20 protein-coding genes are annotated in these 26804 nt (G+C 67.3%); 14 read left to right on the forward strand and 6 right to left on the reverse strand.

Annotated elements, in window-relative coordinates; all coding sequences use genetic code 11:
* Positions 1 to 172: 172 nt before the first annotated feature.
* From AC1RKI_RS24050 to AC1RKI_RS24085, 8 genes are all read left to right on the forward strand, one after another.
* Complete coding sequence (locus AC1RKI_RS24050) at positions 173 to 889, forward strand: phosphatase PAP2 family protein (protein WP_490714262.1); 717 nt, start codon at positions 173 to 175, stop codon at positions 887 to 889.
* Positions 890 to 992: 103 nt separating this feature from the next.
* Positions 993 to 2396 carry an undecaprenyl-phosphate glucose phosphotransferase gene (locus AC1RKI_RS24055; RefSeq protein ID WP_061955615.1) on the forward strand — a complete coding sequence of 468 codons (1404 nt, stop codon included), beginning with the start codon at positions 993 to 995 and terminating at the stop codon, positions 2394 to 2396.
* 108 nt (positions 2397 to 2504) lie between these two features.
* On the forward strand, positions 2505 to 2756 hold the full coding sequence (locus tag AC1RKI_RS24060) for an acyl carrier protein (protein ID WP_061955613.1): 252 nt from the start codon (positions 2505 to 2507) through the stop codon (positions 2754 to 2756).
* Entirely contained in the window at positions 2753 to 3943 is a 1191-nt protein-coding gene (locus AC1RKI_RS24065) for an acyl-CoA dehydrogenase family protein (protein ID WP_150981791.1), read from the forward strand. Before AC1RKI_RS24060 ends, AC1RKI_RS24065 begins: the two co-directional genes overlap by 4 nt.
* 10 nt (positions 3944 to 3953) lie before the next feature.
* On the forward strand, positions 3954 to 4922 hold the full coding sequence (locus tag AC1RKI_RS24070; RefSeq protein WP_227460550.1) for an amino acid--[acyl-carrier-protein] ligase: 969 nt from the start codon (positions 3954 to 3956) through the stop codon (positions 4920 to 4922).
* Positions 4923 to 5909: a DUF1839 family protein gene (locus AC1RKI_RS24075; protein ID WP_061955607.1), complete on the forward strand. Its 987-nt coding sequence runs from the start codon at positions 4923 to 4925 to the stop codon at positions 5907 to 5909. It begins immediately after the preceding gene.
* Positions 5906 to 8488 (forward strand): glycosyl hydrolase 2 galactose-binding domain-containing protein, encoded by a 2583-nt coding sequence (locus tag AC1RKI_RS24080; protein WP_492797751.1) that lies wholly within the window; start codon positions 5906 to 5908, stop codon positions 8486 to 8488. Before AC1RKI_RS24075 ends, AC1RKI_RS24080 begins: the two co-directional genes overlap by 4 nt.
* A 410-nt stretch (positions 8489 to 8898) precedes the next feature.
* Complete coding sequence (locus tag AC1RKI_RS24085) at positions 8899 to 9627, forward strand: Crp/Fnr family transcriptional regulator (protein WP_061955603.1); 729 nt, start codon at positions 8899 to 8901, stop codon at positions 9625 to 9627.
* Positions 9628 to 9768: 141 nt separating this feature from the next.
* Here the strand turns inward: AC1RKI_RS24085 and AC1RKI_RS24090 are convergent, their stop codons facing one another.
* Positions 9769 to 10821 (reverse strand): DUF1839 family protein, encoded by a 1053-nt coding sequence (locus AC1RKI_RS24090; protein WP_492797749.1) that lies wholly within the window; start codon positions 10819 to 10821, stop codon positions 9769 to 9771.
* 302 nt (positions 10822 to 11123) lie between these two features.
* Here AC1RKI_RS24090 and AC1RKI_RS24095 point away from each other — a divergent pair, with 302 nt between their 5' ends.
* The 3 genes from AC1RKI_RS24095 to AC1RKI_RS24105 all read left to right on the forward strand — a co-directional run bounded on the left by AC1RKI_RS24095 (position 11124) and on the right by AC1RKI_RS24105 (position 17289).
* Entirely contained in the window at positions 11124 to 12683 is a 1560-nt protein-coding gene (locus AC1RKI_RS24095; protein ID WP_492797817.1) for a mannose-1-phosphate guanylyltransferase/mannose-6-phosphate isomerase, read from the forward strand.
* A gap of 127 nt (positions 12684 to 12810) precedes the next feature.
* Positions 12811 to 15222 (forward strand): polysaccharide biosynthesis tyrosine autokinase, encoded by a 2412-nt coding sequence (locus AC1RKI_RS24100; RefSeq protein WP_492797815.1) that lies wholly within the window; start codon positions 12811 to 12813, stop codon positions 15220 to 15222.
* Positions 15223 to 15432: 210 nt separating this feature from the next.
* Complete coding sequence (locus tag AC1RKI_RS24105) at positions 15433 to 17289, forward strand: serine aminopeptidase domain-containing protein (RefSeq protein ID WP_492797747.1); 1857 nt, start codon at positions 15433 to 15435, stop codon at positions 17287 to 17289.
* 15 nt (positions 17290 to 17304) lie between these two features.
* Here AC1RKI_RS24105 and AC1RKI_RS24110 read toward each other — a convergent pair whose 3' ends face one another.
* Entirely contained in the window at positions 17305 to 18423 is a 1119-nt protein-coding gene (locus AC1RKI_RS24110) for an FkbM family methyltransferase (RefSeq protein ID WP_157779485.1), read from the reverse strand.
* Positions 18424 to 18620: 197 nt separating this feature from the next.
* Between AC1RKI_RS24110 and AC1RKI_RS24115 the strand changes: the two genes are divergently transcribed.
* From AC1RKI_RS24115 to AC1RKI_RS24125, 3 genes are read left to right on the forward strand one after another with little or no spacing between them, the layout of a single operon-like run.
* The gene (locus AC1RKI_RS24115; protein ID WP_244788468.1) at positions 18621 to 19943 is read left to right on the forward strand and encodes a lipopolysaccharide biosynthesis protein; all 1323 of its coding nucleotides are present in this window, start codon (positions 18621 to 18623) and stop codon (positions 19941 to 19943) included.
* Positions 19915 to 21123: a glycosyltransferase family 4 protein gene (locus tag AC1RKI_RS24120; RefSeq protein WP_150981784.1), complete on the forward strand. Its 1209-nt coding sequence runs from the start codon at positions 19915 to 19917 to the stop codon at positions 21121 to 21123. Before AC1RKI_RS24115 ends, AC1RKI_RS24120 begins: the two co-directional genes overlap by 29 nt.
* Before the next feature lie 3 nt (positions 21124 to 21126).
* Positions 21127 to 21699 (forward strand): LbetaH domain-containing protein, encoded by a 573-nt coding sequence (locus AC1RKI_RS24125; protein ID WP_061955594.1) that lies wholly within the window; start codon positions 21127 to 21129, stop codon positions 21697 to 21699.
* Positions 21700 to 21819: 120 nt separating this feature from the next.
* Here the strand turns inward: AC1RKI_RS24125 and AC1RKI_RS24130 are convergent, their stop codons facing one another.
* Genes AC1RKI_RS24130 through AC1RKI_RS24145 form a run of 4 tightly spaced genes read right to left on the reverse strand, consistent with a single transcriptional unit; the run spans position 21820 to position 26605 of the window.
* Positions 21820 to 22683 carry a glycosyltransferase family 2 protein gene (locus AC1RKI_RS24130; protein WP_061955592.1) on the reverse strand — a complete coding sequence of 288 codons (864 nt, stop codon included), beginning with the start codon at positions 22681 to 22683 and terminating at the stop codon, positions 21820 to 21822.
* Between the two features lie 54 nt (positions 22684 to 22737).
* Positions 22738 to 24981 (reverse strand): polysaccharide biosynthesis tyrosine autokinase, encoded by a 2244-nt coding sequence (locus tag AC1RKI_RS24135; RefSeq protein WP_061955590.1) that lies wholly within the window; start codon positions 24979 to 24981, stop codon positions 22738 to 22740.
* The gene (locus AC1RKI_RS24140; RefSeq protein WP_061955588.1) at positions 24978 to 25454 is read right to left on the reverse strand and encodes a low molecular weight protein-tyrosine-phosphatase; all 477 of its coding nucleotides are present in this window, start codon (positions 25452 to 25454) and stop codon (positions 24978 to 24980) included. Before AC1RKI_RS24140 ends, AC1RKI_RS24135 begins: the two co-directional genes overlap by 4 nt.
* Positions 25455 to 25456: 2 nt before the next feature.
* Positions 25457 to 26605, reverse strand: coding sequence for a polysaccharide biosynthesis/export family protein (locus AC1RKI_RS24145; protein WP_084003921.1), 1149 nt, complete (start codon positions 26603 to 26605; stop codon positions 25457 to 25459).
* Positions 26606 to 26804: the final 199 nt, after the last annotated feature.

Raw genomic sequence — 26804 nt, forward strand, 5'->3', positions numbered from 1 at the left:
GCGCGGGCGCCGCGCATCGTGCGGCAGGCCGCATTGGCCTCATGCTTCGGGATGGATGCCGTGCGCGGGGGGACACAATCGCGCGGGCCGCATGCTACGCTGACCGCTCCCACGTCGGCGCATTGCCCTCGGCCGACGCTGTCCGCCGCCCACCCTTGATGGCCGTCGCAACATGCACCGTTGGCAGTTGATCACCTTCTTCGGCGAATCCGCGTTCCTGTTGCCGTGCGCGGTGTTTCTCTACGTGTGGCTGCGCTGGCATGGCGCGGCGCGCGTGGCGCGCCACTGGCTCGTGGCGTTCTCGGTCACGGCGGCAGTGGTGCTGGCCTCCAAGGTTGCGTACATCGGCTGGGGCATCGGCAGCGAGGCGATCGACTTCACCGGCTTCTCGGGCCATTCGATGATGGCCGCATCGATCCTGCCGGTGCTGCTCTACCTGGCGATGCCGGCCAGCCGGCCGGGGCTGAGCCTGCTGGGCGCGCTGGCCGGCGTGCTGATGGCGCTGGCGGTGGGCGCCTCGCGTCTTGCGCTGCATGCGCATTCGGTGTCCGAAGTGCTCAGCGGCCTGTTGCTCGGCTTCTGCGTCAGCCTGCCGTTCATCATGCGCCATGGCGTGCCGCGCGGACCGCTGACGATGCTGCTGGCAACGGCGGCGCTGGCCAGCATGCCCGTGCTGCCCGTAGGCGGCCTGACCGGCGTCACGCACAATCTGGTGACCGAGATGGCGCTGTTCCTGTCGGGGCGCGAGCGTCCTTACCAGCGCGGCGAATGGACCGCCTTGCCGGCCTGTCGCGCGTGTGTCGTCGACGATACCGCGCGCGACCACGGCCAGCACGGCGGGCGCGCCGACGTCCAGTTACGGCCCACCAGCGCGCGCCGCCCCACATAGCGCAAAGCCTTGCCCGCGGCTGTGTGCGCCCGCCCACAGACGCTCCCGGACCCCTGCGCAACCATGCCTCAAACACGTCGCCCGCAAGGGCATTGGGGCGGTCATGGCATCGAACTGGAACGTCGCCGTCGAGCGGCATAGCGCGCTTCACTTCCTCTACAGACTCTCCGACGCATTGCTGATCGCCGCGGCCGGCATCGCCATGGGCGCGCTCTATTTTCCGGGCGGCATCCGCGAGGCCGCGCCGGTCAACGGCTTCCTCACGATGCTGTGCGCGATCGGCGCGCTGGTGGTGTTTCCCGCGTTTGGCGTCTACGAATCGTGGCGCGGCCGCAGCCAGGCCGTGCTGGCGTTGCGCATCTGCTCGGCATGGGCGACGGTATTCGTGGCGGGGCTGCTCGGCGCGTTTCTGATTCATCAGATTGCCGCGGTGTCGCGGGTCTGGTCGATGGGCTGGTTCATCAGCACCACGCTTGCGCTGTTGACGTGGCGCGCCGTCATGTACCGCATGCTTGGCAACGTGCGCGAACAGGGCATCAACGCTAAGCGCGTGGTGATCTTCGGCTTCGGTCCGCTGGGGCGCGAAATGTACATGCGCGTGCAGCGCATCCGCACCGCGGGCTATCGCGTGGTGGGCGTCTACGACGAGCATTGCCAGTCGATTCCCGGCAGCGTCACCACCTTGCGCACGATGGCCGAGGTCAACGCGCTGGTGCGCAGCCAGGGCGTGAGCGAAATCTGGCTGACGCTGCCGATGGCGGCGTGTCGCGATCTGTCCGATGTGGTGCGGCAGTTCGGCAATCAGTTGATCGATATCCGTTGGGTGCCGGACGTGTCGTCAGTGGAGCTGCTCGGTCATCGCTTCAGCGATTTCATGGGGCTGCCCGTGATCGACCTGAACGCGCCGCCGGTCTCGGGCATCACCGGGTTGCTCAAGGCCAGCTTCGACCGCGTGTTTGCCGCGGCGGTGCTGATCGGCCTGAGCCCGGCGCTGCTGACGATCGCCGTGATGGTCAAGTGTTCGTCGCGCGGACCGGTGCTGTTTCGCCAGCAGCGCCTGGGCATCGATGGGCACCCGTTCCACGTGTACAAGTTCCGCACCATGCGGCTGCATGCCGATACGGGCGTCACGCAGGCCACGCGCGGCGATCCCCGCGTGACGCGCATCGGCGCCTTCCTGCGCCGCACCAGCCTGGACGAGCTGCCGCAGTTTCTGAACGTGCTGCGCGGCGAAATGTCGGTGGTCGGGCCGCGCCCGCATGCGATGGAACACAACGAGCTCTACAAGGAACTGATCGACCGCTACATGCTGCGTCATCGCGTCAAGCCAGGCATCACGGGCTGGGCGCAGATCAACGGCCTGCGCGGCCAGACCGACACGATCGAGAAGATGCGCAAGCGTATCGAGTTCGATATCTATTACATCCAGCACTGGTCGTTCCTGCTCGACCTTCGCATCATCGTGCGCACCGCCTTGCACGGCTGGACCGGCGCGTCGGCTTTCTGAGGCCGCGGTCCGCGCCACGCAACACCGCCCGCCTTGGTGCGACATCGCACCGAGCGCGGCGCGCAAAAGCCCTGGAATGGAGCCCGTCAACGCAAACGGAGAGGTCGAATGAAAGCAATCATCCGCAATATTCTCGCCGAAGTGGCGCGGCTCGACGTGCCGCTGGCCTCGCTGGCCGACAACGATGATCTCTATGCCGCAGGCCTGTCGTCGCTGGCCACCGTGCACGTGATGCTTGCCCTCGAAAACGCCTTCGATATCGAGATCCCAGATCAGATGCTGACCCGGCAGTTATTCCGCAGCGTCGATTCGCTGGCGGCGGCCGTCGAGGTCATCCGGCAGCAGCAGGAGGCAGCATGAACACCGCCAAGGTTGCCCTGGCGCACGCCAATCCCGAACCCGTTGGTGGCGATGCGCTGATCGACGCCGCGCGCGAGGCCGGTGCGGTGGCGCAGCGTTTTGCCGATGCGGTCGATCGCGAAGCGCGCTTCCCGCACGAGGCGTTCGAAGTGCTGCGCGAGCAGCGCCTGCTGGGCGCGATGGTGCCCGTCGCGCTGGGCGGCAGCGGCGCGTCGCTGGCCACGGTGGCGGCCATCGGCAAGGTGCTGGGCGAAATGTGCGCATCCACCGGCATGATCTACGCGATGCACCAGATCCAGGTGGCGTGCCTGCTCGAACATGGCGGCGGCAGCGCCTGGCACCAGCAACTGCTGTCGCGCGTGGCGGGCGAGCAGTTGCTGCTGGCTTCGGCCACCTCGGAGGAAGCGATCGGCGGCGCGCTGCGCAGCAGCGGTTGCGCGGTCAACGTGGAGGGCGAGCGCTTTCACCTGCTGAAGATGGCGCCGACGATTTCGTACGGCGCGCATGCCGACGGCATCCTGATTACCGCACGCCGCCACGCCGATGCGTCGCCGTCGGATCAGGTGCTGGTGTGCGCACTGAAGCCCGATTACACGCTGCAGAGCTTGAACACATGGGACACGCTCGGCATGCGCGGCACCTGCAGCAACGGCTTCCGGCTCGAAGCGACGGGCGCCGTGGAGCAAGTGCTGCCGGTGCCGTTCGGCGAGATTGCCGACGCCACCATGACGCCGGTGTCGCACATCCTGTGGAGCGCGCTGTGGCTTGGCATCGCTGGCGATGCGGTGTCGCGCGCCAAGACCTTCTTCCAGGGCCAGGCGCGCGCGCGCCCCGGTCAGTTGCCGCCCTCGGCAACGCGCGTGGCCGAGGCGGTCAGCATGCTGCAGATGATGGAAGGTCGGCTCGATCTGGCGCTTGCGCATCAGCGCGCGCGTCACGCGGGCGCATCGGTGTCGGCCGCCTTCGCGCTGGCCGCCGAGATGAATGGCCTGAAGACGGCGATGTCGACCATGGCGCTGGAGGTGGTGCAGCAGGCGCTGCTGGTATGCGGCATGGCCGGCTACAAGCACGGCACGCCGTTCAGCCTGGGCCGGCATCTGCGCGACCTGTGGTCCGCGCCGCTGATGATCAACAACGATCGCATCCAGACCAATACGGCCAACCTGCTGCTGGCCGACCGTTCCTGAGGAGCCATCGATGGACGCCCATGCATTGACCGATGCGGCCCAGGGAGGCGGCGCGGCTGAATCGGCCGCCGCGGCGTCGCCGACATATCTGGAGAAACTGCTGGCCGCGGGCCTGCTGATCGACACCGGAGTGCAGGGCCTGTACGGCCGCAGCGCCGTGTTCGAAGGCATCGCCGACGGGCTGAATGCCGCGATCACGCGGATCGGCGCCGACCAGCAGGCCGAAGTCCTGCGCTTTCCGCCCGCCATGGGCCAGCACGATTTCGAGACCAGCGAATACCTGAAGAGCTTTCCAAACCTGGCCGGCACGATCCACAGCTTCTGCGGCGACGACCGCGGCCATCGGCGCCTGCTGGCGCGGCTCGAGGACAAGCAGGACTGGACCGACCAGCAGGAACCCACCGGCGTGGTGCTGACGCCCGCCGCGTGCTATCCGATCTATCCCGTGGTGGCACGGCGCGGCCCGCTGCCGCCGCACGGCAAGGTGGTCGACGTGCTGTCGTATTGCTACCGGCACGAGCCCTCGCTGGAGCCCACGCGCATGCAGCTGTTCCGCCAGCGTGAATACGTGTGCCTGGGATCGCCCGAGCGCATCGTCGCGTTCCGCCAGCTGTGGATGGAACGCGGGCAGGCGCTGGCCGAGTCGCTGCAATTGCCGGTGCAGGTGGATGTCGCCAACGACCCGTTCTTCGGGCGCGGCGGGAAGATCGTGGCGGACAGCCAGCGCGAGCTGAAGCTCAAGTTCGAACTGCTGATCCCCGTGAACGACGGCGCGCCGCCCACCGCGTGCATGAGCTTCAACTACCACATGGATCATTTTGGCGCGCTGTGGCACATCGGCCTGGCCGACGGCGGCACGGCGCACACCGGTTGCGTGGGATTCGGAATCGAACGGCTGGTCCTGGCGCTGCTCAAGCACCACGGACTGGACCCGGCCAAGTGGCCGCAACCGGTGCGCGAGACGCTGGGAGTCGTGTAAATGTACGGTGACGGCAAGGCGGTACGCACGCGCGGCGGTGCGCACGCGCTGCACGGGGGCAACCCGGTGTGGTCGCATGCCAATCGCCATATCGACCTGTGGGTCGAGTTGTTACATGGATGGGATTTCGAACCTATCGCGGCACTGCCTTTCACCGTCACGCTCGATTTCGAGGGCGACCAGTTCACGTCGTCGAACATCCCGCCCGCGGACCTGGAGCGGCTGTACGGCATCGTGCGCGACGAACTGTCGACCTACGGCAGGCTCGAAGCCCACGTTGCCGCGCAGACCAACCGCGGCAACGCGGTGCTGCTCGAGGTGGACAACTACCAGTTGCCGCAGCCGGCCGGCACCTATCGCCGCCAGCATGCGCGCGCCTGCATCGCCATCGACGTGCTGGTGCCGGAAGCCACGGCGGTGGGCTATTACCACCACGACGGCTATCACACCGCCAGCGGCGACGACTACCTGGCGATCTTCCGCACGCCGGGCCACGAAACCATGTGGGGCGTGGCGACTTTTCCGCAGGCCGAAGTGGTGCGCCGGCGCTTTGCCGCGCAGAGCGGCGACGGCCTGCTGCGCACCTCGTTGGAGCTGCTGCGCGGCCATCTGGCGCGGCGCCCGCGCGAGAACCCGATCACGGCGTTCCGCGCGGCGTTTCCCGCGCACCTCGAACAACTGATGGCGCGCGGCGAGCCGAACTTCCAGATCTACGCGGCCAGCTTGCTGCGCCAGCTGGGCGCCAATTTCGAACTGCTGGGTCGCTACGTGCGCTGGCTGGTCATGAACGGCCAGACGCTGCCCGATTCGGTCGCCGAGGCGTGCTACACGATGGCGTCCGAAGCCATGGTGATGCAGTTCCGCCTGATGCGCGCGGTGATCAGCCGCAAGACCGACACCTGCGAAGACTGCCTGGAGCAGCTGGAAATGGCCTACGTGGGCACGGTGCCCGCGCTGGCCGCCCACTTCGGAGAGACCGTGACATGACCGCGCGCGACCCCGCACCGGCCTTGCTGCCAATCCTGCGGCCCGGCGTGGCCGTCGGTCCGTCGCGGCTCGAAGGCGACTGGACCCTGCTGGAAACGTTTGCCAACGCGGCGGCGCATCCGGGTGAGCTGTCCGATACCGGCCACTGGCTGCCCGCCATCGTGCCCGGCACCGTGGCCGCAGCGCTGCGCGCGGCCAAGCGCTGGGACGACGCCGCGCCGCCGCCGCTGCACCAGCATGACTACTGGTATCGGCTGCATTTTTCCGGCAGCGGGCGACGGCTGCTGCGGTTCAATGGCCTGGCCACCATCGCCGAGGTCTGGCTCAACGGCGTGAACGTGCTGACCACGCACCACATGTTCGCCGCGCACCAGGTGGAGGTGGAACTGGCCGGCGCCGACAACGTGCTGCATCTGTGCTTCCGGGCCATGCATCCGTGGCTGCGCGCACAGCGCGGCCCGGTGCGATGGAAGCCGCGCATGATCCAGCCGCCCACCTTGCGCGCGGTGCGCACCACGCTGCTCGGGCATATGCCAGGCTGGTGTCCGCCCGTACACGCGGTGGGGCCGTGGCGCGACATCGAATTGCTCGATCCGGCCGGCAGCGATCCCACGCACGGCGTGCGCGCCGAGTTGTCCAGCCAGATCGAGGGCGCGGACGGCGTGGTGGCGCTGCAGCTGCATTTTCCCGGCGAGGCGCCTGCGCATGGCGCGTTTTCGGCGATCGGTCCGGACCACGCCGTGTGGCATGGCGACCTGCGGCGCACCGATGCGCATACGCTTGCCGGCACCCTGCGCGTAATTGACGCGCAGCGCTGGTGGCCGCACACCCATGGCGACGCGGCGCTGTATCGCATCGATGCCAGCGTGGGCGGACATGTGATGGCCTGCGGACGCGTGGGATTTCGCACGATTGCCGAGGACCGCGACGGGGACGCGGGCGCGTTCGCGTTGCGCGTGAACGGCGAGCGCGTGTTCTGCCGCGGCGCCTGCGTGTCGAGCCACGATCTGCCCGGTCTGGCGGATACCGATGAAGCCGTGGCGCGCTGGCTGCGGCTCGCGCGCGATGCCGGCGCCAATATGGTCCGCGTGAGCGGTGTCACCTGCTATCCGGGCGAGGCGTTCTATCGCCAGTGCGACGAACTGGGCCTGATGGTGTGGCAGGACTTCATGTTCGCCAACTTCGACTATGGCGGCGAATCGAGCCTGGGCAGCGCGTTTGCGGACGATGCGCGACGCGAAGTATCGCAATGGCTGACATCGACGCGCGCGCATCCGAGCCTGGCCGTACTGTGCGGCGGCAGCGAAGCCGAGCAGCAGGCGGCGATGATGGGCGTGCCGCGCGACGCGTGGCGTCAACCGCTGTTCGATACCCTGATTCCCGCACTCGTCAGCACGCATCGCCCCGACGTGGTCTACGTGCGCAACTCGCCAAGCGAAGGCGCATGGCCGTTCCAGCCCAATACTGGCGTGTCGCACTACTACGGCGTGGGCGCCTATCAGCGCCCGCTTGCCGATGCGCGGCTGGCCAACGTGCGTTTCACGTCGGAATGCCTGGCGTTTGCCAACGTGCCGTGCACGCGCACGCTCGCCGAGGCCGGCCTGTCGCAGCCGCTGCACGATCCGCGCTGGAAGGCGCGCGTGCCGCGCGATGCCGGGTCGTCGTGGGATTTCGAAGACATCCGCGACTTCTATCTGCGCGCGCTCTATGACGTCGATCCGCCGCGCCTGCGCTACGAGCGCCCCGCGCGCTATCTGGCGCTGTCGCGCGCAGTGGTGGCAGAAATCATGACCGAGGTGTTCGGCGAGTGGCGTCGCACCGGCTCCACCTGCCAGGGCGGCCTGGTGTGGCAGTTGCAGGACCTGTTGCCGGGCCCGGGCTGGGGCATTGTCGATGCGCGCGCGCGGCCGAAATCGGCGTGGCATGCGTTGCGGCAGATCTGGCAGCCGTTGCAGGTCATCCTGACGGATGAGGGCCTGAACGGGCTGCACATCCATCTGATCAACGAGACCGCTGCGCCACGCACCGTGCGCTTGACGCTGCGTTGCCTGCGCGATGGCGAATTCACGGCCGCGCAGGCCACGCGGACGCTGACGCTCGCGCCGCGCGAATCGCGCCGGCTGGAGGCAGCGGCGCTGCTCGACCATTTTTTCGATTTCACCTACGCGTACCGCTTCGGGCCCCCCGCGCACGACGTGGTGATCGCCACGCTGCACGACGATGCGCCCGATGACGCGGCGCCAGGCGAGCCGCCCGCGCCAGGCAACCGGTTGCTCAGCCAGTCCGTCTTCCTGCCCGACCGGCGCGCCAGCGCGCTGCGCGACCCGGGCCTGCGCGCCAGCGTGGCGTGCGAAGACGGCGTCTGGTGGCTGACCGTCAGCGCGCAGCGCTTTGCGCGCTGGGTGCATATCGACGACCACGCCTATCTGCCGGAGACCGACTGGTTCCACCTCGGCCCGGGCGAATCGCGGCGCATCCGCCTGATGCACGATACGGCCGGCATGGCCGGCGCCGGCGCCATCCCTTCGGGCGAGATCGCCGCGTTGAACGCGGATCGCCCGCTCGCTTACGACGCCTGATCTCATCCTTCTCCAACCTTTGTCGCACCGCCCGCCAGGCCGCCCCTGGCGCGGCGCCGCACATTTCCCTCCACCACCCGGCCAGTATCCCCACCTCCGCCGCGGTGCGCGCTTCTCGTCCGTTTGCCCTCCATCCAACCTACCAAAGCATGACGGCCCGACCTATCCGTCTGCCTAGTGTCGATTCTGTTCTGCATGGCACTTAATACAGTCAACAACGAAAGACAAAACCGCAGCCGGCCGAAGCAAGCCTGGCGTCGGTGAGTTTCACGGGTGACGGCCGCAAGGCTGTCAGGCATTCGCCAACATCTGCAATGGGTGGGGCGGCGAAGTCGGGTCACACGCCATGCGGGCGTTGTCTGCTGGCGCGCACACCGATGGTCGCTCCTGGGTCGTAAGGAGAGAAAAACATGATCACGCATCGGTCGGACTTGCATGTCAATCATCTGCTCAGCGCACTGCCGCGTCATGAATGGGACGCCCTGTCGCGCCACTTCGAACTGGTCCGCCTGCGTGCAGGGGAGCTGCTGACCGATTCCGGCCAGCGCATCGTCCATGTGTATTTCCCCACCACCTCGGTGGTGTCGCTGCTGTCGCTGTTGGAGGACGGCGCCACGGTGGAATTTGCGGCCGTCGGCAACGAAGGCCTGGTTGGCATTCCCGTGGTGACGGGCGGCGACACCATGCCCAGCCGTGTGGAAGTGCGCAGCCCCGGCTTTGCGTACCGCATTCCGGCGCGTGTGCTGCGTGGCGAACTGGCCCAGCTGCCGGCACTGCAGCGCGTGACACTGCTCTATGTGCAGGCCGTGCTCACGCAGATCGCGCAGACCGCCGCCTGCAATCGCCATCATTCGCTTAACAAGCAACTGTGCCGCTGGCTGCTGCTGGCGATCGACCGCATGAGCAGCAACGAACTCGTGATCACGCAGCAGGTAATCGCCAACATGCTGGGCGTGCGGCGCGAAGGCGTGACCGAAGCGGCCGGCAAGCTGGAGGACCTGGGACTGATCCACCACAGCCGCGGCCATATCACGGTGCTGGACCGCTGCGGGCTTGAGAAGCATTCGTGCGAGTGCTACAAGCTGGTCAAGCGCGAGTACGATCGCCTGTTGCCGGCGCTGGCGCTGGCGCACGCCTGAGCGGCCATCGCGCGCACGATGGCAGACGCCTCTCGCATCGCGCCGCCTGACGGTGGCGCGACGCGAGAGGCGTTTTCGCTGATACGTGCGCGCCGGCCGCCGCGCGCCGCGCGCGGCCCGGTTCAGCAGCGGGCACGGCGCTCAGGCATGGGCAGGATCGATCGTGCCGAAAGAGGACACCAGGCCGCTGATGGCGGTGTCGTAGGCGGACTCCAGATTGTCGAGGCATTCGCTGCATGCATCGGCACGGCGCCGCGCCACGGCGCGCGCCAGGCGGAACTGCAGCACCTTGCATTCGGCTGCGATGGCCTCGGCCGCGCCGCTCACGGCGGTCGGCACCGGATAGCCGTGTTCGCCCAGCCAGTTCAGGCAGTGCTGAAGCATCTCGAAATTGGCGCCCAGCTGGCGCGGCAGGTTAAAGCCGTAGTGGTGGAAGTACGCATCGCCGCGCGCGAGGATGGTGTCGACCTGCGCCGGGAATTCGGTGCGCCAGCGCGACACCGGATTGCGTGCCGGACGCCGCCCGAGATGGCGGCGCATCAGTTGCGCCACGGCATTGGCCAGTGCGCGCCCCTGCAGCGCGGGCCGCACGCGCTTGGCACACTCGGCGTACGGAAACAGGATATTGCCGTTGCCGCTCAGCTCCGGCGTGAGCCGCATCAGGCCGCGGTAATCGTCACCGTCCACCGTGTAGTGGCCCAGGCTATGAAAGTAGGACAGCCGCTGCGCGGCGGGTTCGATCGCGTCGATGGCGATGGTGGTCTTGACGTGGCTGGTGCGATAGGCCGTGGCGCGCGTGTCGGGCAGGTAGTAGCTGTCCACCTCCACCAGCATGGCGTGGCCGCGCTGCACCTGTTCGGCGATATGGCCTTCGAGTGTGTCGTAGACCGCCGTTTCCTGCACCACGGTGCCGTACAGCAGTTCCAGATCGGCCTGCGGATACTTGAAGAACGTGAAGTGATCGCCTTCGTAATCCTGCGCGACGGTGAAGGGCAGCGCCGCGCGCGGATCGAGATGCCAGCCATAGAGCAGTTCGATCCACAGATCCATGTAGCAGTTGGTTTCCTGCCAGATCGCCGTATCGCCGTGCAGCAGCCGGGGCGGCGCGACGACGGGGCGGGCCGCCTGCGGATCAGGCGAAGCAGACGGATCGAATGGCGTGTCCGCCACGGCATGCGCTGTGCTGTGCTCCATCTCTTGTCCTCCGGGTTCGGATCGCAACCGGCCCTGCGCCGGTCGGCCAGGCGCGTGCGCGGCCATCTGCATTGGAGCCCAGGCGCGCGCGCCAATCGGTACGGTGTCCAACAAAGCCGGCGCGTGCGCCAGGGCGCCGCGCCCGCCCAAGCGTGTGCGGAATCGAACAGAGGTCTGGCACTGCGCATTCCTACACTGGGCCCACTCTCTCTGGCCGAGGAGCGCGCGCGGGCGTTCGCGCCGCGCGCCGCGCAAGGTACGAACGGCCGCAATCCCGTACGCAGGAACGAGCAGGAGGCATGATGAGAAATCCAACCGGGACACCGCGTTCGCCCGCCGCCATCCACACCGTGATCGACGTGGCGGATGCAGGCGCGGGCGCTGCCGCCATGCCCCAGGCGTTGATCCAGCCCGTGATCCTGGCGGGTGGCGCCGGCACGCGGCTGTGGCCGTTGTCGCGCGAACAGTTTCCCAAGCAGCTGCTCAATCTGGTGGCCGAGGACACGTTGCTCGAAGCCACCGCGCGCCGGCTCGACGGCATGGCGATGCTGGCAGGGCGCAGCGCAGGCGTGGAGGCGCCGCAGATCGTGGTGTGCGGCGACGAACACCGTTTCATGATCGCCGACATGATGAATCGCTGCGGCAAGCCCGCGCGCATCGTGGCCGAGCCATGCGGACGCAATACCGCCCCGGCGCTGACCGTGGCCGCACTGCACGCGCTGGCCCATGCGGGCGATCATGGCGACGCCGTACTGGTGGCGACCCCGGCGGATCACGCCGTGATGGATCCGGACGCGTTCCGCGCCGCGCTGGCAGTGGCCGTGCAGCATGCCGACCGCGGCGCCATCGTCACGCTGGGCGTGCGGCCGTGCGCGCCCGAAACCGGGTTTGGCTATATCCGCAGCGGCAAGGCCGGCGTCGACGGCGCGCTGCCGCTCGAACGCTTCGTCGAGAAGCCGCATCTGGAACTGGCCCGCCATTACGTGGCATCGGGCGACTACTGGTGGAACAGCGGCGTCTACGTGGTGCGCGCCTCGGTCTGGCTGCAGGCGCTGAGCCAGTTGCAACCGGACATGTATCGCCAGTGCCGCGCCGCCTACGAAAATGCCGAGCCCGCCGGCAAGGGCGGGGTGCTGAGCCTGGACAAGGCCGCCTTCGAGGCGTGCCCGTCCGATTCGATCGACTACGCGGTGATGGAACAGCTCGACGCGCTGCCCGACGTGCACGGCATGCTGGTGCCGGTCGACGCCGGCTGGTCGGACGTGGGGTCGTGGGCGGCGATCTGGGATATCGCGCCGAAGGACGCCTTTGGCAACGCCGCGCGCGGTCGCGTGCTGTTCGATGGCGCGTCGTCGTGCCTGGCCCATTCGGAAGGGCGGCTGATTGCGTGCGTGGGCGTGCACGACGTGGTGGTGGTGGAAACCGCCGACGCCGTACTGGTGGTCGACAAGGCGCACGTGCAGGACGTCAAGAACGTGGTGCAGCGGCTGCGCATGGAACACGGCGCCGAGGTGGTCAACCATCGCAAGGTGCGGCGGCCCTGGGGCTGCTATGACTCGATCGACCACGGCGAGCGTTTCCAGGTGAAACGCATCGTGGTGGAACCGGGCGCGAGCCTGTCCTTGCAGATGCACTATCACCGCGCGGAACACTGGGTGGTGGTGCGCGGCACCGCGCGCGTGACGTGCGGCGACACCGTCAGCATCCTTTCGGAAAACCAGTCCACCTACATCCCCATCGGCACGCTGCACCGGCTGGAAAACCCGGGCAAGACGCCGCTGGAAATCATCGAGGTGCAATCGGGCGCGTATCTGGGCGAAGACGATATCGTCCGCTTCGACGACAACTACGGGCGCAAATAGCGGCCATGGCGCAGACCATGGCAACGCGTACGGGCGGTGCACCGGCGCGAACCATCGCATCGCCGATGGTTTTGGCAGCAACGGGTCAGGCAGCAGGTGGAGCAACAGGGGGAATGTCGTGAGCAAGATGGCATTTGCGGGTGGAGCAGGCGCGGCGGCTTCGATGCCGGCCGCGAGCAGTGGAGGCGCGCGACGCGCCATCGTCGATCACGCCGGGTGGGTCCTGGCAACGGGCGCGGCCGGTGCGGCGTTGGCATGGGCGATCGCGGTGTCGCAGCCGGCCGTCTATCAAGCCAGCGCGCTGGTGCAGGTGCTGCAGCCGCGCGAAGGGGGCGCGGCGGCGCGCGGCGCTACGTCGGCGATGAACGCGTCGAACGCAATGAACGCGATGGCGGCGCCGTCGGTGCCGCTCGACGTTGGCATGTTGCGCAGCCGTACCGTAGTGGCGCCGGTGGTGGAGCGCTTGCGTCTCGATATCACCGCGCAGCCGCTGCGCGCGCCGCTGGTGGGCGGACTGGCCGCGCATTTCGCCACGCCGGGACGCCTCGCCGGTCCGTGGCCCGCGGAGCTTGGCTATGCTTGGGGCGGCGAGCAGATTGCGGTGGACAGGATGACCGTGCCCGATCGCCTGATCAACGTGCCGCTGACGCTGGAAGTGCTTGCCGACAACGCCTATCGGCTGTACGACCGCGACAGCGAGCTGCTGGCGGGCACAGTCGGCCAGACCGCGCAGTCCAACGGCGTATCGCTGCTGGTGTCGCGCATCGACGGCCGCCCGGGCACGCGCTTTGTGCTGACGCGGCACGACATGCTGCAGACTGTCGACAACGTCGCCGCAGCATTGCGCATCGACATGCAGCCCGGCGATGCGGGCACCGTCAGCATTGCCTGGCGCACCGCCGATCGCACCGCTGCGGCGGCGCTGGTCAACGGCATTACCGAATCGTTCATCGGCAGCCAGGCCTCGCAGCGCCGCGACGATACCGCCGCCACGCTCGCCTTCCTGAGCGGAGAAATCCCGCGCGTGAAGACCGAACTGGAGCGCGCCGAAGCGGCGCTGACGCGCTATCGCTCGAAGGCCGGCACCATGGCGCCCAGCCAGGACGCGCAGTCGTACCTGTCGGGCAGCATGGATTACCAGCGCCAGATCGCGCTGCTGCGGCTGGAGCGCACCAAGCTGCTGCAGCGCTTCACCGAAGAGGCGAACGAGGTCAAGACGGTCGACAACCAGATCCAGCAGTTGATCCGCGAACGGCGCGACATGGATTCACGCTTTCAGAACCTGTCTTCCACCGAGCGCGAGTCGGTCAGCCTGACGCGCGACGTCAAGGTGGCCGAAGACATGTACATGACCCTACGCAACAAGGTGGAGCAGTTGTCGCTGGCGCAGCTCGACCGCACCGGGCAGGTGCGAGTGCTCGACAGCGCGCTGGTGCCGATCCGCCCGGTGGGCATGGGCCCGTGGCCCGCCACCGCGATGGGCGGGTTGATGGGCCTGTGCCTGGCGATGGTCTGCGTGAGCGCGCGTCAGCGTTTCAAGCCCACGCTGGAAACGGTCAGCGATGCCGAACTGCGGCTGGGGCTGCCGATGCTGGGCGATGTGGTCTACAGCCAGGAACAGGCGGCGCTGGAGCGCCTGGTCGACGCGCGCGCGCAGGCCGCGCTATCGCAGGTGCAGGTCACCGGGCTGCTGACGCAACAGCCCGGCCATGCGCTGGTCACGCAGGACGAACTGGCGGAGCACAAGGAAGACGATCTGGACGGCGCCGAGCGTCTGCTGCGGCTGGGGCTGCACGACCAGTTCCTGCTGGCGCGCAACGCCCCGCACTCGATGGCCGTGGAAGGGCTGCGCAGCGTGCGCGCGGCCTTGCATTTCTCGCTGCGCGCCGCGCCGGACAAGGTCGTCGCCGTGACCAGTCCCACCTCAGGCGCGGGCAAGACGTTCGCGTCGGTCAATCTGGCCGTGCTGTTTGCCGAGGCCGGGCAGCGCGTGCTGCTGATCGATGCCGACCTGCGGCGCGGCAAGGTGGGCAGCTGGTTCGACCTGCCCGTCGATGTGGGCCTGGCCGAAGTGCTGGCCGGTCATGTGCCGTTGTCGGAAGCCGTGCAACGCACCGTGGTAAATGGCCTGTCGGTGCTGCCGGCCGGCATTCCTCCGGCCAATCCGTCGGAACTGCTGATGCACCCGGCCATGACAGCCTGCCTGCAGATGTGCCGCGAGCGCTTCGATCTGGTGTTGGTCGATACGTCGCCGGTGCTGGCCGTGGCGGACGCCACGTTCGTCGCCAATCTGGCCGGATCGACGTTGCTGGTGCTGCGCGCCGACACCACGCTGCCCGATCAGGTGGACGAAACGCTCAAGCGGTTGGCGCGCGCCGATGCGCGGCTGCTGGGCGGCGTGCTCAACGGCGTGCGGCAAAAACGCAGCAACCAGGCCGATTTCGTCAACATGAATCCGTACCTGGGCATGCCGCTGAGCGCTTCTTCCATGCCGCGCCTGGAACGTCGGCCGGCGGCGATCGATCACGGCAAGGCTTGAGGATCGTGCCGCGCTAACCGCGGAGCGTACCCGTTTCTGCGTGCCCGGAGCGACGTGCGGCCGGGGCGCGGCACCGATGATCGACGTGGCCAGCGCGCAGCGATGCGGGTTCGGCCGCAGACGAACGTAACGACGAAGCCGGGGAGATTCCCGCCGCAACCCGCCGCAAGCGGTCGCACGACAGAAGAGGGCACACAGATGAAACGGGTCATGTTCGACGGATGCGCCGGCTGGCTGCATGAAGCCGTGGGCGAGGCACCAGGCCGCACCACGGGCGTGGTGCTGTGTGCGCCGCAACTGCACGAAGCGATGTGGGCGCACCGGGGCCTGCGCCATCTGGCCGACGATCTCGCCGCGGCCGGCGTGTCCGTGCTGCGCTTCGATTACTACGGCACCGGCGATTCCGCGGGCGCGGGTGGCGAGCAGGATTTCGTGGCGCGCGCAGTGCAGAACGTGGTGTCCGCCAGCGCGACCCTGCGCGCCATGGTCGATGTCGACCGGCTGGTGCTGTGCGGCTGGCGCTTCGGCGCCACGCTGGCCGTGCTGGCGGCCGACGCGATGGCCGCGCGCCAGAACAACGCGCCCGACGCGCTGGTGCTGATGGCGCCGGTGGTCAACGGCCGCGGCTACCTGCGCGAACTGCGCGCGCTTACCGCGTTCTTCGTGCCCGAGCACGGCGGCAGCGCACCGCAGCCTGCCGCCGACGACGAAGGTCTTGAAGTGTTGTCATACCGGCTGGCGCCCGAGACGATGCGCGAGATTGGCGCATTGCGGCTCGAACGCCGGCCCGGCACGCCGGCGCCGCATGTGCTGCTGCTCGACGATACGCCGGGCAGCATGTCGCAGGCGGCCGCGCTGGGGCGGCATTACGAGCAGGCGGGCGCGCAGGTCCAGATATGCGACTTCCTGGACAGTCGCCTCATGATGAAATCGCCCGAGGTCTCCGCCGTGCCGGAAGCGTCGTGGCGGCGCGTGGTGCGGTGGCTCGCGCCGCACGCCGCGAACGCGGCGCCCGCATCGCCCGCATCGCCCCCGTTGCCCACGCCGCACGCGACGCCGACGGAAATCATTGCCAGCCATGATGTCGATGGCGTGGTCGAACACTCGCTATGGTTTGACGGCGGGCGGCAGTTCGGTGTGCTGTGCGAACCGGCCGACAGTGCGCCTGGCGCGGCGCCGGCGCTGGTGATCTTTCCCAATACCGGCGGCAGTCATCATGTTGGCGATGGACGCGCGTTTGTACTGCTATCGCGCGCGTTGGCGCGGCGCGGATTTGCGGCGCTGCGCATCGATGTCTCCACGCTGGGCGACAGCCCCGGCGCGGCGCGCGACATGAGTGTGCCGCGCGCCTATGCGCCGCGTCCGCGCGCCGACGTCAGCGCGGCAGTCGACTGGGCCCATGCACGCGGCCATTCGCACATCGTGATGGCCGGGGTGTGTTCCGGCGCGTATCTGAGCCTGCAGGCGGCGCTGGCCAATCCGCATGTGACCGGCGTGGTGATGGCCAACGCGCTGAAATTCCTGTGGCGCGACGAGGACGACACAGCCGAGCACAGCGGTGCGGACACACTGCGCGATTATCTGTTCGCGGCGCGCAGCGCACGCAACTGGAAGCGCCTGATGCGCGGCGATATTCCCGTGCGGCAGATGGCCGCCGTGCTGGCAAGAGGCGCGCGGCGGCTGGTCATGCGGTCGGCGCCGGGCCTGACACCAACGCAGCCGGCCGCGTCGCCGATCGACGCCGAGGCGGAATTCGCGCGCGACGCGATGGCGCGTCTGAGCCTGCGCGGCGTGCATCTCGATCTGCTGTATGGCGTGGATGACCACGGACTGGAACTGGCGGTCCGCTGCTTTGGCGCGGGATTCCAGCATCTGCACGATTTGCCGTGCGTGGGCGCGCATCGTTGCGCGCAACTCGATCACGCGATGATCCTGGCGCCCAGCCGCGAAACCTTTCTGGCTTTCGTGATGCAGAATCTGCGCCGCCAGGGCACGCTGGCGGCCGCCACGTCGATGACTGCCGAGCCGGCCGGCACGCCCGGTGCCGCGGCGGCAGCGGCGGGCTAGCGGCGCGGCGCTGGCTCAGTGGATTTCCAGCACCAGATCGCCCTTGGCGTGGCCGGGCTGCACATCGGACAGCGCATAGGTATGGCCGTCCGACAGCGCGAATGCGGCCAGCTTGAGCAGGCGCGGCCAGTGGTCGCCATAGCGCTTGCGCATGCCGATCTTCCACAGCGAGGCGCGGCTGGCCAGCGGCGCCAGCAGCCGCTCCAGGTCTAGCTGCTCGTCCCAGCACTCGAACACGATCATCGCGCGGATGTCGGCCGGCAGGCTGCGGGCGATCGCGTCGATCACCACCGGTTCGTAGCCTTCCACATCGATCTTGATCACGCCGGAAACCAGTCCGGCCTGGCGCAGGTCGTCGAACAGCGCGCCGAGCGCCTTGCGCGCATCGGCAATCTGGATATCGATCTGCAGATAGCGGCGCGGGTCGATTTCCGTGAAGCCGTCCTTGCCGGCCAGCACGTCGTCGGGATAGCTGTTGTGCGCGTCGCGCACGAACGCGCCGCCCCAGTTGTGACGCGGCACGAACAGTGTGCGGCGTTCGTCCGCGTCGCCGAGTCCGTACGGATGCAGGTGGTAATCGCAACCAGCCAGCGAAATGCGCGTGTTGACCTGCAGGATCGAGAAGCAATCGGGGTTTGGCTCGAACATGTGCACCTGCCGGAACTTGCGCCCCGACTGGCATGACGTGAGACCGATATTGGCGCCGATATCGATCAGGAAATCGCCATAGCCGGTGTCGGCGCAATGGTCGATAAAGCGGCGGATATGCGGCTCATGCACGCCGGTGACCTGCGGCGCCACGGAGATCAAATCGGAGCCGCGCAGGAACAGGTTCTGGCTGTGCCGCGTCAGCTTGCGGAACAGCGCGAAGCGGCATTCCTCCATCAGCAGGCTGATGGGCGACTGCCGATAGTGGTACGACGCTGGCGGGCCGGCCGGGATGGTGTCTTTGCGCATGGCAACGGGCTCCTTCGGGTGTTCCGCAAGTGGGATGTGATTGGCGTCGGCCGCGTGGACGACGACGCAGAACCGCAGCGTGGCACGGCGCGCGGCGCGGGCTCTGTGCAGCAACGCACGCAGCGGCGCACGCGCCACCAGCGTGTGGGGGAGCGAACAGATTTGGGTGTCCTGCACGGGGCAAGCTTCGGTCACGGTCCACGGGACAGATAAGGACAAGCCACGGATGCGTCGCGCGCATCCACACACCGAGGCACGCACGCGCGAATGCGGCCACGTATTGGCGCTGCGGTGCATTTTTGCCGCATGCGCGCGTTCGCATATCGATGGATGGGCCGATGCCAGCGCCCGACCGCACAGGAAACCACTGATCGATGACTCCTATCGTCAAGCGCGTGATTGCCGGCGTCGGTGCCAATACGTACGACCAGTTGGCCAATATCGTCATGCAGCTGGTGTCGCTGCCGATCTACCTGAGCCATTGGGACGTCAGGACGTATGGCACGTGGCTGGTGATCTCGGCAATTCCGTCGTATCTGTCGATGGCCGATGTGGGCATGGTGACCGTCGCCGGCAATCGCATGAGCATGCTGGCGGGCGCGGGCGACATGCATGGGGCGAATCGTGTGTTCCAGAGCGCGCAGATGTTCATCCTGCTGACGTGCGCCACGATCGCGCTGCTGGCGATCCCCGCCGCGTTGCTGCTGCCGGTGTCGATGCTCGGCAGCCTCGACATGCGCGTGGCCCTGGCGGCGCTGCTCGCGGGCGTGCTGCTGTCGCTGGGCGCGGGGCTGTCCGGTGCGGCGTTCCTGTCGACCAGCCGCTACGCGCTGGGCATGTCTCTCAACGTCACGTCGCGCCTGGCCGAATGGCTTGGCGGCATTGCCGGGCTGCTGCTGGCCGGCACGTTCTCGGCGGTGGCGCTCGGCATGCTGGCAGTGCGCGTGCTGACCCTGCTGTGGATCAGCCGCACCAGTACGCGCACCGGCGCAGGCTTGTCGTGGGGCATGCGCGACGCGGACTGGCGCGAGGTGCGCGCGATGCTCCGGCCGTCGATCGCATTCATGAGTTTTCCGATCTCCAATGCGCTGAGTTTTCAGGGCTTCACATTGCTCACCGCGCATCTGCTGGGGCCCGCAGCGGTGGCCGTGTTCAACACCTATCGCACTGTGGCGCGCGTGGCCGTGCAGGTCACTTCGACGCTGAGCCATGCGCTGTGGCCCGAGTTTGCCCGCATGTTCGGCGGCGGCGAGCATCGCAACCTGCGTCGCCTGCTGCTGCAATCGGCGCTGCTGGGCGGCGCGGGCGCCATCGCGCTCAGTGCGCTGCTCTATGTCTGCGCGCCGCTGCTGCTGAAGATCTGGACCAAGGGCCAGATCCCGTTTCACGCATCGATCATGGCGGCGTTCCTGTGCTACGCGGCGCTGGCGGGGCTGTGGCATATCCCGCGCGTGATCCTGCTGGCGACCAACCAGCACGCCCGGCTTGGCGTGGCGGCGCTGCTCGTCAGCGCATCGTCGTTGCTGCTGGCGTTCGTGCTGGGCACGCATTACCAGATCATGGGCCTGGTCGCGGCGATGATCGCCGGCGAAGTGGTTGCCATGAGCGTTTGCTTCTGGCTCACGGCCCGCACATTCCTGTCTCGGGACAACCAAGCGGAGGAGATTGATGAAAGTAGCGCTGTCCACTATCGGTAGGTTTCATACCTTCGACCTGGCGCGAGAACTGCATGCCCGCGGGCATGACCTGACGGTCTTCACCGGCTACCCGCGCTTCAAGCTGCGTGGCGAGGGCCTGCCGCAGGCGTCGATCCACACCTTTCCCTGGCTGCACGCGCCATACGTGCAGCTTGGCACGCGCTGGGGCTACGATTCGGCGTTCATGCGCCAACTGGGCCACTGGAACCTGGAATCGTTCTGCCGTTACGTGGCGCGCAATCTGCCCGAATGCGACGTCTATGCCGGCTTGTCGTCGTCGGGCGGCGACGCGGGGCGCATTGCGCACGCGCGCGGCGCGGCCTACATCTGCGACCGCGGTTCTTCGCATATCCGCGTCCAGGACGATATCCTCTCCGAGGAACACGACCTGTGGGGCATTCCGCGCGAGCGCACCGATGCGCGCGTCATCGCCCGCGAGGAACACGAATACGCGCTTGCCGACGTGATCACCGTGCCGTCGAGCTTCAGCTACCGCTCGTTTGTCGATGCGGGCGTGCCGGAGCGCAAGCTGCGGCTGATTCCCTACGGCGTCAACCTGAGCCGCTTCCAGAAGGTGGCCGAGCCCGATCCGGCAACGTTCGACGTGCTGTTCGTGGGCGGCGTGAATATCCGCAAGGGCGTGCCGTATCTGCTGCATGCGTTCGCGAAGCTGACGCATCGCGCAAAGCGGCTGACGATCGTCGGCGCCTGCGAGCCGCAGATGCTGGCCTGGTTGCGCAGCAGCGGCTTGCCGATGGACCGCGTGACGCTGACCGGCGCGGTGCCGCAGCCGCGGCTCAAGGACATCATGAGCCGTTCGCACGTGATGGTGCTGCCCAGCGTGGAAGAGGGCCTGGCACTGGTGCAGGCGCAGGCGCTGGCGTGCGGCTGCCCGGTGATCGGCACCCATCACTCCGGCGGCGAGGATCTGTTTGTCGATGGCGAAGAGGGCTTCATCGTGCCGATCCGCGATGTCGATGCCTTGACGGCCCGCATGCAGGCGCTGGCCGACGATCCCGACCGTCGTGAAATGATGAGCGCCGCGGCGTTGCGCCGCGTACGCAGCCTGGGCGGCTGGTCGCTCTATGGTGGGCGCGTGGCGGCGTTGATGGAGGAACTGACGGGGCGCAGATCGCGCGCAGTGGCGCTCGATGGCGCGCTTGCGGCAAGCGAGACGTAAATCATGCTGGTTGCCAAAGACGACCCATCGGTCGGTCCCACGTTCACATTGCAGAACCGCGTCATGCGCCAGGTGTGGAACTGGACCTGGCTGCTGTTGTTCCGCCCCAGCCCGCGCCCGCTGCACGCATGGCGCAGCTTCCTGCTGCGCGCGTTTGGCGCGCGCATCGGTGCCCATGTGCATGTCTATCCCGCAGTGAAGGTCTGGGCGCCGTGGCAACTGTCGATCGACGACTACGCCGGCGTGGCCGATGGCGTGACGCTGTACAACATGGCGCATATCCATCTGGGTGCGCGCTGCGTGGTGTCGCAGGGATCCCATCTCTGCGCGGGCTCGCACGACTACAACAGCAGCAATTTCCAATTGATCGCCGCCCCGATCACCGTCGGCGCGTATGCGTGGGTGTGCGCGGAAGCGTTTATCTCGCCGGGCGTGGCGTTGCCCGAGGGCGTGGTCATCGCGCCGCGCGCGGTGGTGACGAAATCGCTGCCCACGTCATGGACCGTCTACGGCGGCATGCCGGCGCGCGCCATCGGCAAGCGAGCGCGCAATATCCAGCAAGGGCGCGACGACTAGGCGCGGCACCAGGCACCAGGCACCAGGCACCACACACAACGTAAAACGCCTGCGCGGCATGATCGTCGCGCAGGCGTTGGTGGTTGTTTTGGACGGCGGGCCATCCGGCCCCAGCGCGGCTCAGGGGATCTCGACCTGCGCTTCGGGCGCATCGGTTTCCCGCACGGCAGGGCGTTCCAGCTCGCGCACCTTCAGCACGATCATGTATTCGTAGAAGGCGCGCAACATCGAATACGTGAAGCCGGCACGGCCATCGAGAAAGCCGCCGCGCAGCACGTACAGCAGCAGGAACATCACCAGCGGGCGGCATGGCAGCCGATAGAACAGCTCTTTCTGGTGAAAGCGCCGTTCGTTGCGATCGCCTTCGAAGAATGCGCGCCACAGGCTGAACTGCGCGCCCTCGGCCCGGTTCAGCAGGATCTGCTCGGCTTCGAAGCTGCTGTAGCGGTTGTGCTTGTCATACCAGTGCGCAATGCCCTTGCTGAACGGGTAGTGATTGAGCATGCCGCCGATGTCGCCGGTTTGCCCATCGACCAGCGTGACCGGGTTGCACAGGCGTTCATAGCGGATGCGTTCGGGCCGGAACAGGCGGATGTTGAACGGCGACGGCGTGACGTGGCGCAGCCACCCCCCCATGAAGTGATCGCGCCGCGCGAGCCGGAAGGCCACATGGTCGCCCGGATTGGCCACGGCTTGCTGCATGGCGGCGATCAGTTCCGGCGACGCGCGTTCGTCGGCATCGGTGTAGTAGACCCAGCGATGCTTGAACGGAATGTTCCTGAGGCCCCAGTTCTGGTGCGCGGACCAGTTGTCGAACGGCCGCTGCGTCACGTGCGCACCGAACTGCTGCGCAATCTCCAGCGTGCGGTCGGTGCTCATCGAGTCGTACACGTGCACATCGTCGGACCACGCCACATTGCGCAGGCAACCGGGCAAGTCCTGTTGTTCGTTCTTGGTCAGCACCAGCACGGAAATGCCGCTCATGATGATTCCCCCGGGCGCACGCAGGCGCCCGTGTCAGATTGGTGGAAGTGGAAACTACGCGCGCTTGCCGTGCTGACGACCGTACTGGCTCATGTACCGATACTTGCCGTACAGATAGTGCGGGCGATACCAGCGGCCCTCGACATGCAGGCCGTTGAACAACACGCCCTTGATGTCGCTGCCGGCCTGCTTGAGCGCGCGCTGCGAGGCGATCAGCTCGCGCGCCGTGGTGCTGTCGGCACGCGCCACCGCGAATACCGCGCCGGCATGCTTGGCAAGGATCGTCGCATCGGTGGCCGCCAGTACTGGCGGCGTATCGAGCAGGATCAGGTCGTATTGCTGCTTGAGCGCCTCCAGCAGGACGCCCATCGCCGAATGTTCGAGAAGATCGGCGGCCAGCGGCGGCTGGGTGCCCGTGGCGATGAAGTCGAGGCCCGGCTGCACATCGCGCTGCACCACCTGTTCCCACGCCGTGCCCGTGAGGATCTCCGTGAGTCCTGGCGTGCGTGGCTTGCCGACGCTGTGGTTCAGGTTGCCGCGCCGCAGGTCGGCATCGATCAAAACCACCTTGCGGCCAGCCTTGGCCGCGATCGCCGCAAAGTTCAGGCTGACGAAAGACTTGCCCACGCCCGGCGCGGGGCCAGTGATCACCACTACGTGGTTGGGGCTGTTCAGCAGCGCAAACTGCAGCGCCGTGCGGAACGTGCGCAGGCTTTCGATGGCGGGATCGTCGGGTTCCTCCACGGCCAGCAAGGCGGTGGGATGCTCGGCCGTTGCCGCCAGGTGGGCCTGCGCGGAGCTGAACGGCACCGTGGCGTACACCGTCAGGCCGGTCTGCTGCTCGATCTCGTCGGCGTCGGTCAGGCCTCCGTCCAGCACGTGGCGCAGCATCACCGTCATCAGCGCGGCGATCAGGCCCAGCACAGCGGCCACCGCCGAGATCATCGGCCGGTTCGGGCGTACCGGTTCAAGCGGAATATCGGCCGGATCGATCAGGCGCGCGGTGCCGACCTTGCTGGCCTTGGTCAGCTTCAGCGCCTGCGTGTCGTTGAGCAGTTGCTGATACAGCTCGGTGCTGACCTTGACGTCGCGCATCAGGCGCAGCACGTTCTGTTCGACTTCGGGCAGCTTCTGAATCTTGTTGGTCACGCCGCCCAACTGGCCGGAGAGGCTGGCGATCTGGCTGTCGATGATGCCTACGCTTGGATGGCTGGGGGTGAAGCGCGTGGCCAGTTCCTCGCGCTTCTGGCGCAGTTCCTGCAGCTTGGTCTGGATTGCCACCGACTGCGAGAGGATCAGCTTCGATTCCTCGCTGAGGTCGATGGTGCCGCGCTGGTTGCGCATCGCGTTGTAGCGCGATTCCGCCGTTTCCACCTGCTGCTTGAGCTGCGGCATCTGGCTTTCCAGGAAGCGCAGCGATTTCTCCGCTTCCTCCGCTTTGCGATGCACGTTCTGCTCGACATATTCCTGCGCGATGGCGTTGAGGATGCCGGCCGCCGCCACGGGCGAGTTGTCTTCCAGCGCCACGCCGATCACGCCGCTCTGCTTGCCGCGTTCGGCAATCATCAGCCGCCCTTGCAGCGATGCGATGGCGGCGCCGCGCGGGATGTGCCGCACGATGTAGATCGCGCCCGGATTGCCCACCAGCTGGCTCACCTGCATGTTGACCACGCCGCCGCGCGTGTTGATGACCAGCGGCTCGCCCACCTTGCCTTGCGCGACGGTGTCTTCCTTCGGAAAGGCTACCTCGAAGGTGTCGCCCTGCTGCTTGGTCACGCGGATCTCGGCGCCTTCGAGCTCCGGCGGCACGGTCAGGCTGGCCATCTTGATCGATTCGATACCCCACGCATACCCGCCGTAGCCGAACAGTCCCGGCGTGGACAACTTGCTGGCGCGCGCCGCGATCGCGGAGCCGATCACCGGGAAATAGCGCGGCGTGGCCACGACATCGAGATGAAGCAGGTCCACAGCCTTGCCGACCACCATGCGCGAGCGCAGCAGTTCCATTTCCGCCGAAGCCGCGGGCTTGACGTCGAACACCGGCGACAGGCTGGCGGCCAGCTTGGTGCCCGCCGCGTTGCCGGAGGTGTCTTCCACCTGCACCACGATGTCCGCGCGGTAGACGGGCTTGCTCAGCGTGGCATAGACCATGCCGAGGATCGTGACGAGACCGGCCACCAGGATGAAGGTCCAGCGATATCGCACGAGCGTGTCCAGGACAGCGGTCAGGTCGATGGGCTTTTCGCCGCCTTCCTCGATTTCCGCCGAAGGATCCCGGAATTGCCTGATATTGCTCATGATGACTCCTTGCATCCGCGTGCGTTCTCGATTTGTTGAACGCGTGTTGTCCATGCTTCGACCCCGTGCCGGATCATGCCAAGCACCACCGCAAACATGCCGTGCGATCCGCCGTACGGGTCTGGCACATCTGCGTCGATGGATTCGCACAACCGAAACGTCTTGCCGTGCGCGCAGCCGTGCATCGCTTCGAGCGCCAGGCGCTGGTCCGTTTCCATCACCAGCACCAGATCCGCCTGGCGCACCAGTGCGTGATCGATGGCGCGCGCACGATGCCCGCGCAGGTCCAGCCCTTCCTGCCACAACAGCCGCACCGCGCGCGGGTCCGCGCCCACGCCCACCGGTGGCTCAAGTCCGGCGGATACGACTTGGCATTCCGGCAGCGCGCGTTGCAATAGCAGCGCGGCCATCGGGCTGCGGCAGCGGTTGCCCAGGCACACCACCAGGATCGTCTGGATTTTCGTCACAGCCATCCTCAATAGCGCATGAAGCCGGCGGTGCCGGTGATCGGCTGGATCAGCATGCTCATCACGCGGCTCCAGCGCACCACACCGTTGGCGTCGACATAGACCACGTCCTTGGGCTGCATCTCGAACCCTTCGGCCACGGCCAGCGCCACCGGCGATGTGCCGTCGAGGTGATACACCAGCGGCGAGCCGTCCTCGCGCTTGCGGATCACGTAGATCTGCCCGGCATTGGCGGTGCCGGGATTCACGCCGCCGGCATCGCCGAGCGCTTCGTTCAGCGACATACGGCCATCGCGCATGATCAGCGACACCGGCTTGACCACTTCGCCGGTGACGAAGACCTTGCTGCCTTCGCGCTGCTCCACGCGCACGATGTCGCCATTGCGCAGCAGGATGCGCGATGGATCGATGCCCTTGCGCAGCAGCGCCGGCATATCGACGTACCAGGTCTGTTCGCCGCGTGTCACGCGGATGCGGCTGTTATCGCCGGTCAGGTTCAGCACGCCGCCCGCGCGGTTCAACGCTTCCACCAGCGTCATCGCCGCATCGTCGATCGGCAGCGCGCCTGGCGTCTTCACTTCGCCATCCACATACACGCGCTGGCTGCGGAAGCCCAGCACGCGCACGGTCATCTGCGGATCGCGCACCACGCGCGAGATCACGCGCGACATCTCCGTGCGCAGTTCATTGGTGGTCTTGCCGGCGACATGCATCACGCCCGCATATGGAAACTGAATATCGCCGCTGGGGCTCACCACGTAGCCGGGCATGTTCGATCCGCCGCTGGTGACGGGGATTTCCATCGCGGTGGCCACGCTGTAGGTCTGCGTCGGAAACACCAGCTCGGGGTGATCCCACACCACCACCGAGATGATGTCGCCGGGGCCGACGCGGTACGGCTGCGGCGTTCCAAACAATTGTTCGACGCCGACATTGGTAGGTTTGGCGTTCTTGCGCAATTCCTCGTTGAGCTTCAGCGTGATCGGCAGTATTTCCGGTGGTTTTTCGGTATCGCCGCCCGACGCCTGCATGGCGGCGTCGGAAATACGCATGCCCGGCGCGGCGGCGCACGCCGACAGCAGCAGTGCGGCGCACAGTGAAACCAGGGTGGATCGACGTTGCCCGTCGACGAGGATGGCGAAACGACCTGATGACATCGCATTTCTCCCTACGCTGATGCGAAAGGCACGCGTCAAGCAAAGCGCGGCGGTGCCTACCGATGTAGCGAGAGTAGAAGTGCCGCAACGTGTCTTCGGTACGCTTCACCACATTGGCGCAGAGCGCATGTGCGCGATGCACGCTGCTATCGATGGCGATGTCTTGCCAGCGTGGTTTGTGGCGCAGCGTACGGATTTC

This window comes from Cupriavidus sp. GW822-FHT06G04 (assembly GCF_058799075.1).

Excerpts from the sequence above, each read along its gene's own strand:
- AC1RKI_RS24105 (WP_492797747.1), top strand. The coding sequence starts at position 15,433 with ATGTTCGACGGATGCGCCGGCTGGCTGCATGAAGCCGTGGGCGAGGCA.
- AC1RKI_RS24070 (WP_227460550.1), top strand. The coding sequence starts at position 3,954 with ATGGACGCCCATGCATTGACCGATGCGGCCCAGGGAGGCGGCGCGGCT.
- AC1RKI_RS24085 (WP_061955603.1), top strand. The coding sequence starts at position 8,899 with ATGATCACGCATCGGTCGGACTTGCATGTCAATCATCTGCTCAGCGCA.
- AC1RKI_RS24080 (WP_492797751.1), top strand. The coding sequence starts at position 5,906 with ATGACCGCGCGCGACCCCGCACCGGCCTTGCTGCCAATCCTGCGGCCC.
- AC1RKI_RS24065 (WP_150981791.1), top strand. The coding sequence starts at position 2,753 with ATGAACACCGCCAAGGTTGCCCTGGCGCACGCCAATCCCGAACCCGTT.
- AC1RKI_RS24075 (WP_061955607.1), top strand. The coding sequence starts at position 4,923 with ATGTACGGTGACGGCAAGGCGGTACGCACGCGCGGCGGTGCGCACGCG.
- AC1RKI_RS24145 (WP_084003921.1), bottom strand. The coding sequence starts at position 26,605 with ATGTCATCAGGTCGTTTCGCCATCCTCGTCGACGGGCAACGTCGATCC.
- AC1RKI_RS24140 (WP_061955588.1), bottom strand. The coding sequence starts at position 25,454 with ATGGCTGTGACGAAAATCCAGACGATCCTGGTGGTGTGCCTGGGCAAC.
- AC1RKI_RS24100 (WP_492797815.1), top strand. The coding sequence starts at position 12,811 with ATGGCATTTGCGGGTGGAGCAGGCGCGGCGGCTTCGATGCCGGCCGCG.
- AC1RKI_RS24095 (WP_492797817.1), top strand. The coding sequence starts at position 11,124 with ATGAGAAATCCAACCGGGACACCGCGTTCGCCCGCCGCCATCCACACC.
- AC1RKI_RS24130 (WP_061955592.1), bottom strand. The coding sequence starts at position 22,683 with ATGAGCGGCATTTCCGTGCTGGTGCTGACCAAGAACGAACAACAGGAC.
- AC1RKI_RS24120 (WP_150981784.1), top strand. The coding sequence starts at position 19,915 with ATGAAAGTAGCGCTGTCCACTATCGGTAGGTTTCATACCTTCGACCTG.
- AC1RKI_RS24055 (WP_061955615.1), top strand. The coding sequence starts at position 993 with ATGGCATCGAACTGGAACGTCGCCGTCGAGCGGCATAGCGCGCTTCAC.
- AC1RKI_RS24060 (WP_061955613.1), top strand. The coding sequence starts at position 2,505 with ATGAAAGCAATCATCCGCAATATTCTCGCCGAAGTGGCGCGGCTCGAC.
- AC1RKI_RS24125 (WP_061955594.1), top strand. The coding sequence starts at position 21,127 with ATGCTGGTTGCCAAAGACGACCCATCGGTCGGTCCCACGTTCACATTG.
- AC1RKI_RS24050 (WP_490714262.1), top strand. The coding sequence starts at position 173 with ATGCACCGTTGGCAGTTGATCACCTTCTTCGGCGAATCCGCGTTCCTG.
- AC1RKI_RS24090 (WP_492797749.1), bottom strand. The coding sequence starts at position 10,821 with ATGGAGCACAGCACAGCGCATGCCGTGGCGGACACGCCATTCGATCCG.
- AC1RKI_RS24115 (WP_244788468.1), top strand. The coding sequence starts at position 18,621 with ATGACTCCTATCGTCAAGCGCGTGATTGCCGGCGTCGGTGCCAATACG.
- AC1RKI_RS24135 (WP_061955590.1), bottom strand. The coding sequence starts at position 24,981 with ATGAGCAATATCAGGCAATTCCGGGATCCTTCGGCGGAAATCGAGGAA.